The following is a 13,705-nucleotide window of genomic DNA, read 5'->3' on the forward strand; positions in this document are numbered from 1 at the left end:
TAGGCCGCGCCTTCTCCCTTTACAGTGAAACAAAGTTTATGCAGCCGTCGGTCCAGCCCGCGGCAATGGTACAGTCGCGTTTTTTTCTAACGGAGCAATGGCATGCACAAGGTGGTAATTGGCGCACTGGTACTGGCGGCCCTGGCCGGTTGCGCGGGTTCGAAGATGAAAGAAGCGCGCGCAGGCACGCCCTACAAGACCCTGGCTTCGGACAAGGCCACCTTGGTCGTTGCCGAATGCGTGCAGTTCGGCTGGCAGGACGAAAGCGTGTTCGGCGTTGATGCCGGCGGCTTCAAAGAGCCGATCGCGGCGGGCGGTTACACGGTCTACACCACTGCTGGCGATTACTTCGTCGACGTGCAAAGCGCGGGTGCCGGTTCTTCCATCAAGTACTATGCCGCAGAAGACAACATGCCCGCCAAGCGTCGTTTGGCCGCACTCGCGACCTGCCTGTAATCCATTGCCTTAGTCGATTTAGGAAATGCCTGGCACGACAGCCGCCGGGCATTAGCTTATGATTCACCCGCTCGCCCGGCATGATGGCTCTTTACCAGTACACGGACGTCGAGGCTTAAACGTCGGGCGAGCATCCTTCCTTTTCTTCAACGCGGCATGTAACCCAGGTGCCAGCGACGGGGAATCTTCAGTGACACCAACCCCAACAACCCCGCCAGCACGCCGCTGACCATCAGCGCCTTCAAGCCCATCTGCTGCTCCAGCAATGCGCCAATCACCGCCCCCACGAACATGCCTGCCCAAGGGATCAACTGCACGCGCCAGCCACTGCGTCGCTCTCCGAGCAACCAGCGCCCCAGCCCACGACCAAAACGCGAAAGTGCGCCAGTGACGTAAGTCAGCCCCACCGGCAAACCGTTGACCTCTTCCACAGCCGCATTCAGCATGCCCATCGCAATGATCGCCGCCAGCAGCGCGGGCAGCGCATCCGCGAAAGGCAGCCATGCCGCGCCGCACAACAACGCCGCAATGCACAGCAGCAACGGCAAGGCGTGACGACGGCTCATTCGACTGACCACCACCCCCAACGCGTTGCCGACCACGAATGTCGCGACCAGCAGCAACAGTCGCCCGGTCAGCCCAAGATCACCCGCGCTGATCGCCACCGCCAGACGCGTGGTGTTGCCACTCATGAACGAAACGAAGTCACCGCTCGCCATGAAGCCGATGGCATCGGTCATCCCCGCCAGCACCGACAGACTGGCCACCAGCATCAGCCCGACCCGGCCACGCCAGCGTTGCCGGTGGGCGAGTGCAGCATTGGCGTAAGGCTTGCGGGGCGAAGGCAGCATAGGGCCGGGTTCCTCGATGAGATTATCCGGCCACTACCGTAGGACGCTTTACGCGCCAGTGCAATGACCTCAGACAGGCTCCAGCGACCAACCTGTGTCGTGCCAATCCAGGAAGTGGGTGGGCTTGATCGATTGAATGAACGCCGCGTCATGGGAGACCACCAGCATCGCCCCGTTGAAACCTTGCAGCGCCTGCTCGAAAGCCATCACCGACTCCAGGTCCAAGTGGTTGGTCGGTTCGTCCAGTAACAGCAGTTGCGCCGGCACGTCGCGCCACAAGGCAATTGCCATCGCGGCCTTCAAGCGTTCGCCACCGCTGAGTTGCCCGGTGGGTTGGGTGACGCGCAAGGCATCCAGTTGCAGCAAGGCCAGGCGTGTACGCAATTCGGCTTCGGCCAGGGGAGTGTCGAGCAGGTTGAGTTGTTCGACGATGGAGCGCTGATCGTCCAGCAGCGCAAGGTGCTGATCAATGTAGGCGCAGGGCAGATGCACCCTGCATTCACCCGCGACGACCTGCCATTTACCGGCCAGCACCTTCAGCAACGTGGACTTGCCGCAGCCGTTCGGCCCACGCACGGCAACGCGCACCGGACCTGCGAGATGCACATTCAGACAGGTCGACGGCAGCCACGGCAACTGTGCGTCCACCAACGACAGCACCTGTCGCCCGTTGGGCACCGCTGAGGCGGGCAATGCCAACAAGGTCGGCGTTTCATCTTCGACCCGTTCATAAGCCTGGCGCACCTGGGCATCCAGTTCGTGTTTATGTTGCCAATGCGCGCTACGCACGGTGCTGACGATCTCGGTGGCGGCACCTTTCCAGCGCGCCTTGGTGAAGCGGTCGACGTTGGCGGTTTCTGCTTGCTTGCGTGAGCGCGCGGCGTTGCGTTGCAGGCTGTCGTGGTCTTTTTGCAGGCGGCGCCGTTCGCGGCTGCGCTCCAGGCGTGCATGATCCAGCGCGGCGATGGCGGCCTGTTGTTCGGTATCGCGCTGCAGGCGGTAGGCATCGTAGTTGCCGCCATAGACGTTCACGCCGAGGGGCGACAGTTCAATGATGCGCGCCATGGCATTGAGCAATTGCCGATCATGGCTGACCACCACCAGGCCACCACGCCAAGCGCCGAGCACACGCAGTAGCCAGGCGCGGCCTTCGCTGTCGAGATGGTTAGTGGGCTCATCGAGCACCAGCAGCGGCGGCGCGGCCAGCAGCGCGCCGATGATCGCGACCCTGGCCAACTGGCCACCGCTGAGTTGGTCGGCCGGGGAGTCAAAAGCCAGCTGCGACAGCCCTGCGCCGTCCAAGGCACTGCGCAAGCGTTCGGCCAGGTCCCAGCGGTCGTCGATCAATTCCAGGTCTTCGACCTGTGCGGCGCCTCGGGTCATGCGTTCAAGGGCGGACAATATCACTGCGGTGCCGGTGAGATCGGCGACCGTTTCCCCTGGCGCAACCGCGATGATCTGGGCAACGTAGATCACTCGGCCCGGGCCATTCAGCGAGCCAGATGAGGGCGCCAGCAGCCCAGCGATCAAGCGGGCGAGAATGCTTTTACCTCGACCATTGCGCCCCACAATGCCGGTAGGTGTGTGATCGATGGACAGGGTCAAGTCATCCAGCAGGGTTTCGCCATTGGCGAACTGGAAGCTTAGGTGTTGCAGGGAAACAAGGACGGGCAGCCGGTTGACGTCAGTCATCAGCACCTCCAAAAAAATGTCGGACAGGCCAACAAGCGCGCCAGGCGGCTCGTTGCAGATACATTTTGGAAGGCTTAGTGGTTCACGTCGGCGGTCGTCCTGCGGATCAGAAGGGAGGCAAAGCCTAACCCGTCTTGGCTTTTTTCGGCAAGTCTGCCGCCAGTTGCTCCAGGAACATCGCCAGGGCTACTTCTTCGGCCTTGAGCCCTTTGCGCAGGCGCGGCTTGGGCAACCTGGAAAGTTCGCCGAGGCTGAAATGCTCCAGCACGGCAGGGTGGATGTAACACTTGCGGCACACCGCCGGGGTGTTGCCCAACTGCTTGGCGACATCCTTGACCATTGCCACCACGTGCCGTTTGGCATCGGATTCGGGCTGCCACTCCAATTCGCGCAACACCGCCAGAGCCATGGCGGTGCCGGCCCAGGTGCGGTAGTCCTTGGCGGTGAAGTCGGCGCCGGTGAGGTTGTGCAAGTAGTCATTCACGTCGTGGGAGCTGACGGTGTGCCGCTCGCCATCCTCATCCAGGTACTGGAACAGGTTCTGGCCCGGCAATTCCAGGCAGCGTTTGACCACTGTCGCCAGTCGTCGGTCCTTAACGCTGATTTGGTGCTCGACGCCGCTCTTGCCGCGAAACTGGAACTTGATTTCGCTGCCTTTTACATCCACATGACGGGTGCGCAGGGTGGTCAGCCCATAGGACTTGTTGTCGCGGGCATACTGGGTATTACCGACGCGGATCAGCGTAGCGTCCAGCAGCGTCACCACGGTGGCCAACACCTTTTCGCGGGTAAATCCGGGCTCGGCTATTTGCGCTTCGAGCTGTTTGCGCAATTTCGGCAGTGCACTGCCAAATTCCTGCAGCCGCGAGTACTTGTCCGTGTCCCGCACTTCGCGCCAGCGCGGGTGATAACGGTACTGCTTGCGGCCACGGGCATCGCGGCCGGTAGCTTGCAGATGGCCGCGCGGGTCGGCGCAGATCCACACATCGGTGTAGGCCGGCGGGACGGCGAGGGCATTTAGGCGCTTGATCTCGTCGGCATCCGTGATGCGTTCGCCCTTGGGGTCGACATACTGGAACTTGCCGCGCAGCGTCTTGCGGCGGATGCCGGGCTGGGTGTCGTCAACGTAATGCAGGTCGCGGGGCAGCGCAGAGTCGGACATGGGGCGGGTTCCTTGGCAACAAATCAGGCCGGTATGTCTGATGGACCGCAGCGGTGTGCGGTCGTGCCAAAAGGTTGCTCACGCCAGTACTGCGACCGCCTTGATCTGTGCCCACAGGCTCTGACCGGGGTGCAGTTGCAACTGGTCGCGGGAGAACCGCGTGATGCGCGCCAGCAATGGCGTACCACCCGCGTCCAGGCGCACCAGCACATGCGCGCTGTTGTCCGCCGAGATTTCCTGGGTGACCGTCACCGGCAGGCGGTTGAGGATGCTGCTGTGTTCCTCCGCTTGCAGGCTGAGGCTCACATCCCGCGCCTGCACCTTGATACGCAACGCTTTGCCCACGGCCAACGGCGCATGGGCTACACGCATGTGCAAGGCGCTGGCGGGCAATTGCAGGGTCAGCAACTGATAGTGATCGTCATAGGCACTGACGCTGCCGTTGATCACCACGCCGGCATCGTCGCCCAGCGCCAGGGGCAGGTCGAGCCGCGCCAGCGTTTCGCCGATGGGGCCGCTGGCCAGGGCCTTGCCGTCGCTGAGCAAGACGATGTGATCGGCAAGGCGCGCCACTTCATCCCTGGCATGGCTGACATACAGCACCGGGATATCCAGTTCATCGTGCAGGCGTTCCAGGTACGGCAGGATCTCGCTTTTGCGCTGGCTGTCGAGGGCGGCCAGGGGCTCGTCCATCAACAACAGACTGGGGCTGGTGAGCAAGGCGCGGGCGATGCCGATGCGTTGGCGCTCACCGCCGGAAAGATGCTGGGGATGGCGATCCAGCAGGTGGCCGATGCCCAGCAACTCGGTGGCATGGGCCATATCCACATGGCGCTGCTGACGGGGAATGCGCTTGAGGCCGAACTCCAGGTTGGCCCGCACCGACAGATGGGGGAACAGGCTGGCCTCCTGAAACACGTAGCCCAGCGCGCGTTTATGGGGCGGTACGAACAACCCTTTGCGGCTGTCTTGCCAGACTTCATCATTGATCTGGACAAAGCCGTCTTCGGCGCGCTCCAGCCCGGCGATACAGCGCAGGCAGGTGGTCTTGCCTGAACCGGAATGCCCGTACAGCGCCGTCACACCGCGACCGGGCAAGTGCAGGTCCACGTCCAGGGCAAAACCCGAATACTTGAGTTGCAGACGTACATCAATCATCGACTCAACTCCAGCCCATCTTGGTTTTACGGCTGGAATACAGCGCCAGCAACACCAGGAACGCGAACACCACCATGGAGCCGGCCAGCCAATGGGCCTGGGCATATTCCATGGCTTCCACGTGGTCGTAGATCTGCACGGACACCACCCGGGTCTTGTCCGGAATATTGCCGCCAATCATCAGCACCACGCCGAATTCACCGACGGTGTGCGCAAAACCCAGGATGGAGGCGGTGATAAACCCTGGTCGCGCCAGGGGCAAAATAACGGTGAAGAACGTGTCCCAAGGATTGGCACGCAAGGTCGCGGCCACTTCCAGCGGGCGCGTGCCGATGGCGGAGAAGGCGTTTTGCAACGGCTGCACCACAAACGGCATGGAATAGATCACCGAGCCAATGACCAGCCCGGCGAAGCTGAAGGTGAGGGTGCCCAGGCCCAGCCATTGGGTGAACTGGCCGAAGTAGCCATTGGGCCCCATGGTCAACAGCAGGTAAAAGCCGATGACCGTCGGTGGCAACACCAACGGCAAGGCGACGATGGCACCAATGGGGCCGCGCCACCAGGATCGGGTGCGTGACAACCACAGGGCAATCGGAGTGCCGATGATCAACAGGATCACGGTAGTCAGTGACGCCAGTTTGATGGTCAACCAGATGGCGGAAAAATCGGCACTCGATAACGGCATTTACTTGGCCAGCTCGTAACCATAGGACTTGATGACGGCAGCGGCTTTAGGCCCCTTGAGGTAGTCGACCAGCGCCTTGGCTGCGGCGCTGTCCTTGCCCTTGTTGAGGATTACCGCGTCCTGTTTGATCGGGTCATGCATGGCGGCGGGAACGATCCAGGCCGAACCGCTGGTGACTTTGCCGTCTTTGTAGATCTGCGACAAGGCCACGAAGCCCAGCTCGGCGTTGCCGGTGGACACGAACTGGTAGGCCTGGGTGATGTTCTGGCCTTCGACGATCTTGTCTTTGACCTTCTCGGTCAGACCTTCCTTGGCCAGCACTTGGGTAGCGGCAAGGCCGTAAGGCGCGGCTTTCGGGTTGGCGATCGAAAGGTGCTTGAATTCGTTTTTCTTCAACACCTCGCCTTTGGCGTCGACGTAACCTTCCTTGGCCGACCACAGCGCCAGGGTGCCGACGGCGTAGGTGAAGCGCGAGCCTTTGACGGTATCACCTTCGGTTTCAAGTTTTTGCGGGGTAGTGTCGTCGGCGCTCAGGAACACTTCGAACGGCGCGCCATTCTTGATCTGGGTGTAGAACTGGCCGGTGGCACCGTAGGCTGCGACTAGTTTGTGGCCGGTGTCTTTTTCGAAGTCGGCGGCAATCGCCTGGATCGGTGCGGTGAAGTTGGCGGCGACGGCCACCTGGACTTCATCGGCATGGGCCGAACCGAAGGCGAGGGCAGCGACCAGGATGGCCAGGCGTGAGGCGTGAATCTTCATGAAGCAGCTCCTTTGAGGGTGTACGGCTTGTTATAGGTAGAAGGCTTAACCGCTATGTATGGGAATATATAGCGGTTGGCCATTGCCGGTACAGTGCAAAGTTGCCACAGGTTCTACGGGTTGAGTTTGGCCAAGGCCTGCTCCGCCAGTTCGCGCGTCAGGTCATAGGTGGTGGTGTCTTTGCCCAGGCGCAGTGCCTGGCCAGACCATAGGTTACTGAAACCCGCTTCATCCTTGGCCTTGAGCGGTATCAATGCGCCGCCGGAGGTGGGGAAGGCCGGAGCTGCTGGGTTGATTGCACCCAACTCACGCATTACGCGGTTGACGATGCCCCGTGCCGGGCGGCCGGTAAACAGGTTGGTCAGCGCGGTTTCGCTGGCCTGGGCATGGCGCAGTGCGTGGTGGTGCGAAGGCGTGACATTGGCTTCAGGCGTAAACAGGTAAGCCGTGCCGATCTGTACCGCCGAGGCGCCCAGGGCAAAGGCCGCGACAATCCCGCGTGCATCGCCGATCCCCCCGGCGGCAATCACTGGCACGCTGACGGCGTCGACCACTTGCGGCAGCAGGGCGAACAGGCCGATCTGGGTATTGAGGTCATCGCTGAGAAACAAGCCACGATGCCCGCCCGCTTCACTGCCCATGGCGATGATCGCGTCGCAGCCGTGCTGTTCCAGCCAGATCGCTTCTTCCACGGTGGTGGCCGAGGACAACACTTTCGCACCGGTGGCTTTTACCCGATCCAGCAGGGCTTTTTCCGGTAGGCCAAAGTGAAAACTGACGACTTCGGGACGGAATTCCTCGATGACTTCGCACGCCGCTTCATTAAACGGTTCACGGTTGGACACGGGCGTCGGCGCCTCAAAATCGGCACCCAATTCACGGTAGTAGGGTTCCAGCAAGTCCTTCCAGCGCCGATCACGCGCCGCGTCGGGGGCTGGCGGCTGGTGGCAGAAGAAATTGACGTTGATCGGGCGTGGGCTGGCCGCACGGATGGCGGTCAGCGCTTCGCGCAGTTGCGCAAGACTCAGTGCAGCCGCCGGCAATGAGCCCAGCCCGCCAGCTTTATTGGCCTCGATGACCATGGCCGTGGTGGTGCCCACGGCCATGGGCGCCTGGATGATGGGCAATTCGATCCCCAGCAGGTCGATAATGCGGGTGTCTGGCCAGGTGCTCATGGGATGTCTCTCCAGCGTTAGTGAGGCTTTGCCCTGTTTTAACAGGGCCCATGACACCCGGCCACTCTGTTTTATTCACTGGACGAACGGCACGTTTCGTGGTGTGCCATCAGTTGATGGCGTCCCCCAGCACCGCGTGAATCCGCTCGGCGATATGGGCCGCGTGGGTTTCCAGGGCGAAGTGGCCGGTGTCGAGCAGTTCCACCACCGCGTTAGGGTTGTCGGTTTGATAGGCGTGTGCACCTGGCGGGATGAAGAACGGATCGTTCTGGCCCCAGATCACCAGTGTTGGCACTTGCTTGGCCTTGAAGAAGGCCTGGAACGCCGGGTACAGCGTCAGGTTGTTGCGGTAGTCGAGGAACAGGTCCAACTGGATCTCGTCGTTGCCGGGCCGTTGCATGAGCAGTACGTCGAGCATGTAGGACTCCGGCGCAACCCGTTCGGGTTGATTCACGCCGTGCAGGTACTGGTAGCGCGTGCCTTCCAGGCTGATCACCGCGTTGCGGATCACCTCGCGGTTGGCCTGGCTCGGTTCGGCCCAATAGGCGCGAATCGGTGCCCAGGCGTCCCCCAGACCTTCCAGGTAGGCGTTACCGTTTTGCGAGACCAGCGCGCTGACGCGTTCCGGGTGTGCCACTGCCAGGCGTAGACCTACGGGTGCGCCATAGTCGAAGACGTACAAGGCGTAACGCGTCAATTCCAGCGCATCGACAAAATGTCCGACGGTGATCGCCAGGTTATCGAAGCTGTAGGGGTAGTCGCGTTCGGCCGGTACCTCGGTAAAACCGAAACCCGGCAAATCCGGCGCGATCACCCGAAAGCGCGTGGCGAGCAAGGGGATCAGGTCTCGGTACATATGCGACGAACTGGGGAAGCCGTGCAGCAGCAAGATGACCGGCGCCGAGGGGTCGCCGGCTTCGCGGTAGAACATGCGTACGCCGTCGGCATCGACATGGCGGTAGTGAACGACGGAGGTTGGAAGGGTCATGATAAAGTCGCCTTTGTAACTTGATTGAGTTCGTATACGGGTTACCGTTTTCAAAAACTGCGCCGAAAAAAGTAACCTGTCAAATTATTTATAACGGTTTCAAATTCATTTCTTGTAACTATCCATATGGCTGGATAGCGGTTACTATATCGACGCCCTGAAGAGGAATGACCATGACTATCCCAGCTCCGCTTGAGCCTTATGTACTCGCCGATGATCCGGTGTTGGACATGCTTAACACGCGCGCCAATGTTGACGCGCAACCCCACGACTTCTGGCAGTCCGATGCCGATGTCGAGCGTTGGCTGGTGCGCCTGGGGTGGGTAGAGGAGGGGCAGGTGCCGGCATTTGAACCGGGTGCGCTGCTGCGGGCGGGCAGGGAGCTGCGCGAGGTGATCCGTGTGTTGCTGGAAGCGCGCAAGGACGCAACCCAGGGTGATCCAACCGCCCTCAATAGCTTTTTGCGCAAGGCGGTCAGCCACACGCAATTGGCTTGGCTGGCACCGGGTGAGTTACGCATCGACCGTCAACGCAAGCAGCAAACTCCGGAGCAATTTCTCTCGATGATCGCTGAGGCTGCAGCGCGTTTACTGGTGGAGGGCGATTTCAATTTAATCCGCACCTGCGAACATCCCGAATGCGTGTTGTGGTTCTACGACCGCACCAAGGCTCATAAACGTCGTTGGTGCAGCATGGCGCTGTGTGGCAACCGGCATAAAGTCGCCGAGTTTCGCAAGCGCAAGCTGGGTTAAGCCTTGTTTTCCCGCTCCAGCAACTGCTGTTTGCGTTCCACACCCCAGCGGTAGCCTGAGAGCTCGCCATTACTGCGCACCACCCGGTGACAGGGGATCGCCACCGCGATGCTGTTCGCGCCACAAGCCTGAGCCACCGCACGGAATGACTTCGGCGCGCCGATTCGCTCGGCAATCTGCGCGTAGCTGGCCGTGCTTCCCGCTGGAATTTCGCGCAAGGCTTGCCACACCCGTTCCTGAAATGCAGTGCCGCGCAGGTCCAGAGGCAGGTCCAGGCCGAGCCCAGGCGCTTCGATAAAGCCCACGACCTGCGCGACCAATTGCTCGAAGCGCTGGTCGGCGCCGACCAGTTCGGCCTTGGGAAATTGATCCTGAAGATCGCGTACCAGCTTGTCAGGGTCGTCCCCCAGCAGAATAGCGCACACGCCACGAGCGCTTTGCGCCACCAGAATCGCCCCCAGCGAGCACTGCCCGACGGCGAACAGGATCGCCGAGTTAGTCCCTCCGGCTTTGTAGTCGCTGGGTTTCATGCCGAGAAGTTGGTCAGCTGACTCATAAAAGCGGCTGTTGGAGTTGAAGCCAGCGTCATACAACGCGTCCGTCACCGAGTGCGAGCCTTTGAGCCCATCGCGAACCTTGCGTGAACGGTGCGCGGTGGCGTAGCCCTTGGGCGTCAGGCCGGTGACGGCTTTGAACACGCGGTGAAAGTGGAACGGGCTGAGGCTGGCTTGCGTGGCCAGCGCGTGCAGGCTGGGCGCAGTGTCAGCCTGTTCGATATATCGACACGCGTCCGCCACCAGTTGCGCGTGGTGCGCAACCAACTGGGTCTGGTCTGCGGACGCGCGTTTGCTGGCGCGATACCCTGCGGCTTCGGCCTGCGCTGGCGTGTCGAAGAACTCGATATTTTCCGGGCGTGGCAAGCGCGAAACGCTACTGGCGCGGCAGTACACACCGGTGGTTTTCACACCGTAGACGAACAACGTATCGGCCTTGGGGTCTCGGGCGAGGACGGCTGCCCAGCGAGGATCTTGTTCGGTAGTCATGGTCGGCACTCTTGACGGATCCAGGCCAGATTAATCGCGCGACACGCGCCTGACACTCTGAAGCTTGCGATCAAATCAGCCAGCGGCGCGAAACGTGAGATTAATTCGTTGCGGGCCCATGACCGGATGTACGCCTTCCTTGATCGGCATCACCCCGTGAAAGCGCAGGCGATCCACGCCGCCCCAGACCACTACGTCGCCATGGAACAGCGAGACTTTACGGGTTTTGTCACTGCGTTCGTGCCCACCAAACAGGAAGATCGCCGGCAGGCCAAGCGACACTGACACAACCGGTTCGCTATACCGGCGTTCGTTTTTGTCTTGATGCAGGGACATTTTGGCGCCGGGAACATAGCGGTTGATCAGGCAGGCGTCGGGGGCAAAGTCGGCAAAACCGGTCTCTGCCGCCGCCAGTACAGCCAATTGACGCAAGATGTCTGGCATTTGCGGCCACGGCTGCTGGCTGCGTGGGTCAAGCGGGGAGTAGCGGTAACCGGACGTGTCGGTGGTCCAGCCCAAGTCGCCGCAACTGCTCAATGCCGCCGACATGGTAAAGCCGCCAGGTGTGACCATTTGCCGAAACGGTGATTGAGCCAGCACCCGTCGCAGCTCCGGCAGAAGGCGCTCGATCCAGGGCAGGGCGTAGCCCCGTAATACGTAGGACTGTTCGCCAATCTGCTCACGCCCTGCGGGTTGTTGCAACGCGTCGTCGGCGAACAGGTCAGCGGTGGGGCCGGGCATTGGCTTACAGCGCCTTGCTCACATTGATGTCGGTGATTTCATCACTAGCATCATGAATTTTCGCCAGGGCTTGTTTAGCTTCTTCCACACTGTTGGTCTGCAGTTGAGCGAACTCAAAGCGGCGTTCACCGTTGAGTTTGTACTTGATCACGTATTTGGTAGTGGTGTTCACGGCTATTTCCTGTGAAGTGTGCGGATCAGCTCAGCTTGGAGCTGGTACGACGCACAATGCGGATCTTGTGGGACAGCGCGGGTTTGCGGGTCACGCTGATTGCGCGACGCGTGACCACGTCCAGTGTGATGTTCCAGAACCCAGTGCTCGGTGCGGTGATTTTGGCGGGGAACTTGTCGAAGGCGCCGCCGTGATAGGTGTGACGGCCGCCATTCTTGAAGCTGCGAAAATTCGCATCGCTCATCAGACGGATATTACAAGTCTGCGAGCATTCGATGACGACAATATCGCCCTCGTTGAGGTGCTCACGCTGGTGGATGAATTTCATGGGTGGGGACTCCAGAAGGGCTTTTTCTGAAAAATCAGAATGATACGTAGGTTAAGATGGAGTTTATCAGCCCCAGCGCGTTTATTATCGGCCCGTCTTCAACGACGTCGACAATTTAAAACAGTTATTTACCGAGTTATCAGGGATAAATCCTACGTGGGCGGGAGAAAATTACCATCCCCGCTGTCGTAGGGTCTTTATCGGAGGTTTTAGTATGAAATGGAGTGTGTTGGTTCTGGCCCTGGCGATTGGTGGGTGTGCTTCGGTTGCAGATATCAAGCAGACCCCTCCGACTTTGGCGGTCATTTCCGGGAAAAAACCCCAGGAATACGCCGCATGTGTGGTGAAAAAGTTGTCGACTACCCGCCGGCCACCGCAGATCGAGCCGCATAAGGACGGCGGCGTGCAGGTGATTGTGCCGCAAAAATTTTCGGCTGACCCTTCGGCGATCTTCGAGATCGACGAGCGTTCCAGTGGCAGTAGCATCAAGCTCTACGAGAGCATGTCCAATGTGCCGATCCGTCCGGGTGACGTGAAGAAGGCTGGCGAGGACTGCATTTCCGGCTGAAATGGCCCGCTTCATTTTGCGACCTCCAATCCGATAAAAAGCCTGGTCCCGTCATTGCACAGCCGGGCTTTTTTTGTGGGGACGCGACGATGCGGGGCATACAGCCTACCCTTTGGAATGCGTGCCGAATGGGCAGGGCATCCGTTAAACTGTTACCCGATCAATGCAAAAATGCCGCGCAAACCCTCGGTTTGTGCGGCATTTGTCTTTTTGGGAAGTCTTTCATGAAGCGTGAACACGTCAGGGCTCGCCAGGCCGAAGGCCAGATAACGGCGACGCACATCATCCAGAACCCGGCTGACTTGGGTGAGTGGATCGTATTTTTCAAGAAAAGCGGCGGCCGCAGTTTTTTCCTGGTGGACGATCAGGACGAAGTCGAGTCGTTCGCGCGCCTGGATGATCTGGTGGAGACCATTCGCAGTCTGGGTATCAAGTTTGCTGACATTCAGTTGTAAGCCTGAAGCTTACTTGCAAACCACCACGACGCTGCGACTCTTGTAGTTGCCCACGTCCTGCCCCAGGGTCTTGTCGCTTTCCTTGAGCGACGGTGTTCCTTCGGTACCGACGATGCGGTAGCCGGTGCCGGCACACGAGGCGTCAGCCTTTTCGTAACAGTTGGCCCAGGAATTGGCTTCGCCTGAGCAATCGATGGTCAGACCTTGTTCACCGTTTTTCAGGTAGACGTCAGAAGTGGTAGTGCAGCCGGCGAGCGCCAGTACCGCAGTCAGTGCCAGAATCTTGTTCATGTGTGTTCATCATCGAGGGTGTTGGAAGGGCGCTGACACTGTCGTGGGGCGTTTCGGCGAGATTATAGCGATCTGCCATGTACGTACAGACAAACACAAAAAAGCCCCGATCAACCGGGGCCTTTGCGCAGCGCTTGGACGCTTACTTGCCTTTCGGCCGTTTGCTCGATGCGTGGCCCGCTTCATCCACAAACACTTCAGCCACCGCGATAGCCTGGCTTTCGCTCTCGAATACCCCGGCGACGCTGTCACCGTGGAAGTTGATCAAGTGCCAACCGTCCGCTCGTTTGGTGATCAGGTAGCCGTTCACGCCTTTTGGTTCTGACATCTATCAAGTATCTCGTGGTGTGGTTCAAGGCCCTTATGATAGCGCCAAACACCTCGATCCAGCGCAAGTTATTCCAGGTCAGTGTTCTCGTTGCCAAAGCG

The 13,705-nt window shown here is 60.2% G+C and carries 18 protein-coding genes; 4 read left to right on the forward strand and 14 right to left on the reverse strand.

Going from position 1 to position 13,705, the window contains the following annotated elements; all coding sequences use genetic code 11:
- The first annotated feature begins 102 nt into the window (after positions 1 to 102).
- Positions 103 to 456, forward strand: coding sequence for a hypothetical protein (locus HX868_RS17685; RefSeq protein WP_061437008.1), 354 nt, complete (start codon positions 103 to 105; stop codon positions 454 to 456).
- 146 nt (positions 457 to 602) lie between these two features.
- Here the strand turns inward: HX868_RS17685 and HX868_RS17690 are convergent, their stop codons facing one another.
- The 8 genes from HX868_RS17690 to HX868_RS17725 all read right to left on the reverse strand — a co-directional run bounded on the left by HX868_RS17690 (position 603) and on the right by HX868_RS17725 (position 8,926).
- The gene (locus HX868_RS17690; protein ID WP_095016350.1) at positions 603 to 1,307 is read right to left on the reverse strand and encodes a YoaK family protein; all 705 of its coding nucleotides are present in this window, start codon (positions 1,305 to 1,307) and stop codon (positions 603 to 605) included.
- Positions 1,308 to 1,376: 69 nt separating this feature from the next.
- Complete coding sequence (locus HX868_RS17695; RefSeq protein WP_177003776.1) at positions 1,377 to 2,999, reverse strand: ATP-binding cassette domain-containing protein; 1,623 nt, start codon at positions 2,997 to 2,999, stop codon at positions 1,377 to 1,379.
- Positions 3,000 to 3,123: 124 nt separating this feature from the next.
- Entirely contained in the window at positions 3,124 to 4,161 is a 1,038-nt protein-coding gene (locus HX868_RS17700; RefSeq protein ID WP_177003777.1) for a DNA topoisomerase IB, read from the reverse strand.
- 78 nt (positions 4,162 to 4,239) lie between these two features.
- Positions 4,240 to 5,319, reverse strand: a complete 1,080-nt coding sequence (gene modC, locus HX868_RS17705) for a molybdenum ABC transporter ATP-binding protein (protein ID WP_177003778.1) — start codon at positions 5,317 to 5,319, stop codon at positions 4,240 to 4,242.
- Between the two features lie 4 nt (positions 5,320 to 5,323).
- Positions 5,324 to 6,004, reverse strand: a complete 681-nt coding sequence (gene modB, locus HX868_RS17710) for a molybdate ABC transporter permease subunit (RefSeq protein ID WP_016974800.1) — start codon at positions 6,002 to 6,004, stop codon at positions 5,324 to 5,326.
- Entirely contained in the window at positions 6,005 to 6,763 is a 759-nt protein-coding gene (modA, locus tag HX868_RS17715; RefSeq protein WP_068933083.1) for a molybdate ABC transporter substrate-binding protein, read from the reverse strand.
- 113 nt (positions 6,764 to 6,876) lie between these two features.
- Entirely contained in the window at positions 6,877 to 7,938 is a 1,062-nt protein-coding gene (locus tag HX868_RS17720; RefSeq protein WP_177003779.1) for an NAD(P)H-dependent flavin oxidoreductase, read from the reverse strand.
- A 109-nt stretch (positions 7,939 to 8,047) separates the two neighbouring features.
- Positions 8,048 to 8,926: an alpha/beta fold hydrolase gene (locus tag HX868_RS17725; protein WP_177003780.1), complete on the reverse strand. Its 879-nt coding sequence runs from the start codon at positions 8,924 to 8,926 to the stop codon at positions 8,048 to 8,050.
- Positions 8,927 to 9,099: 173 nt separating this feature from the next.
- Between HX868_RS17725 and HX868_RS17730 the strand changes: the two genes are divergently transcribed.
- Complete coding sequence (locus HX868_RS17730; RefSeq protein ID WP_177003781.1) at positions 9,100 to 9,678, forward strand: CGNR zinc finger domain-containing protein; 579 nt, start codon at positions 9,100 to 9,102, stop codon at positions 9,676 to 9,678.
- On the opposite strand, the gene ada is transcribed toward HX868_RS17730, so the two are convergent.
- The 4 genes from ada to HX868_RS17750 form a co-directional block, all read right to left on the reverse strand.
- The gene (ada, locus tag HX868_RS17735; protein WP_177003782.1) at positions 9,675 to 10,721 is read right to left on the reverse strand and encodes a bifunctional DNA-binding transcriptional regulator/O6-methylguanine-DNA methyltransferase Ada; all 1,047 of its coding nucleotides are present in this window, start codon (positions 10,719 to 10,721) and stop codon (positions 9,675 to 9,677) included. The genes HX868_RS17730 and ada overlap by 4 nt on opposite strands.
- Before the next feature lie 75 nt (positions 10,722 to 10,796).
- The gene (gene alkB / locus HX868_RS17740; RefSeq protein ID WP_177003783.1) at positions 10,797 to 11,462 is read right to left on the reverse strand and encodes a DNA oxidative demethylase AlkB; all 666 of its coding nucleotides are present in this window, start codon (positions 11,460 to 11,462) and stop codon (positions 10,797 to 10,799) included.
- A gap of 4 nt (positions 11,463 to 11,466) precedes the next feature.
- The gene (locus HX868_RS17745) at positions 11,467 to 11,634 is read right to left on the reverse strand and encodes a hypothetical protein (protein WP_016974793.1); all 168 of its coding nucleotides are present in this window, start codon (positions 11,632 to 11,634) and stop codon (positions 11,467 to 11,469) included.
- Positions 11,635 to 11,659: 25 nt separating this feature from the next.
- On the reverse strand, positions 11,660 to 11,962 hold the full coding sequence (locus HX868_RS17750; RefSeq protein WP_003191319.1) for a DUF1883 domain-containing protein: 303 nt from the start codon (positions 11,960 to 11,962) through the stop codon (positions 11,660 to 11,662).
- 214 nt (positions 11,963 to 12,176) lie between these two features.
- Between HX868_RS17750 and HX868_RS17755 the strand changes: the two genes are divergently transcribed.
- Positions 12,177 to 12,530, forward strand: coding sequence for a hypothetical protein (locus HX868_RS17755; protein WP_016974792.1), 354 nt, complete (start codon positions 12,177 to 12,179; stop codon positions 12,528 to 12,530).
- 224 nt (positions 12,531 to 12,754) lie between these two features.
- A complete protein-coding gene (locus HX868_RS17760; protein WP_016974791.1) occupies positions 12,755 to 12,985 on the forward strand; it encodes a hypothetical protein in 231 nt (76 codons plus the stop codon).
- Between the two features lie 9 nt (positions 12,986 to 12,994).
- Here the strand turns inward: HX868_RS17760 and HX868_RS17765 are convergent, their stop codons facing one another.
- A complete protein-coding gene (locus HX868_RS17765; protein ID WP_177003784.1) occupies positions 12,995 to 13,276 on the reverse strand; it encodes a hypothetical protein in 282 nt (93 codons plus the stop codon).
- Positions 13,277 to 13,418: 142 nt separating this feature from the next.
- Complete coding sequence (locus HX868_RS17770; RefSeq protein WP_016974789.1) at positions 13,419 to 13,604, reverse strand: hypothetical protein; 186 nt, start codon at positions 13,602 to 13,604, stop codon at positions 13,419 to 13,421.
- Positions 13,605 to 13,705: the final 101 nt, after the last annotated feature.

It is taken from the genome of Pseudomonas reactans (assembly GCF_013385825.1).
In the GTDB taxonomy this organism is placed as follows: Bacteria; Pseudomonadota; Gammaproteobacteria; order Pseudomonadales; family Pseudomonadaceae; genus Aquipseudomonas; species Aquipseudomonas reactans.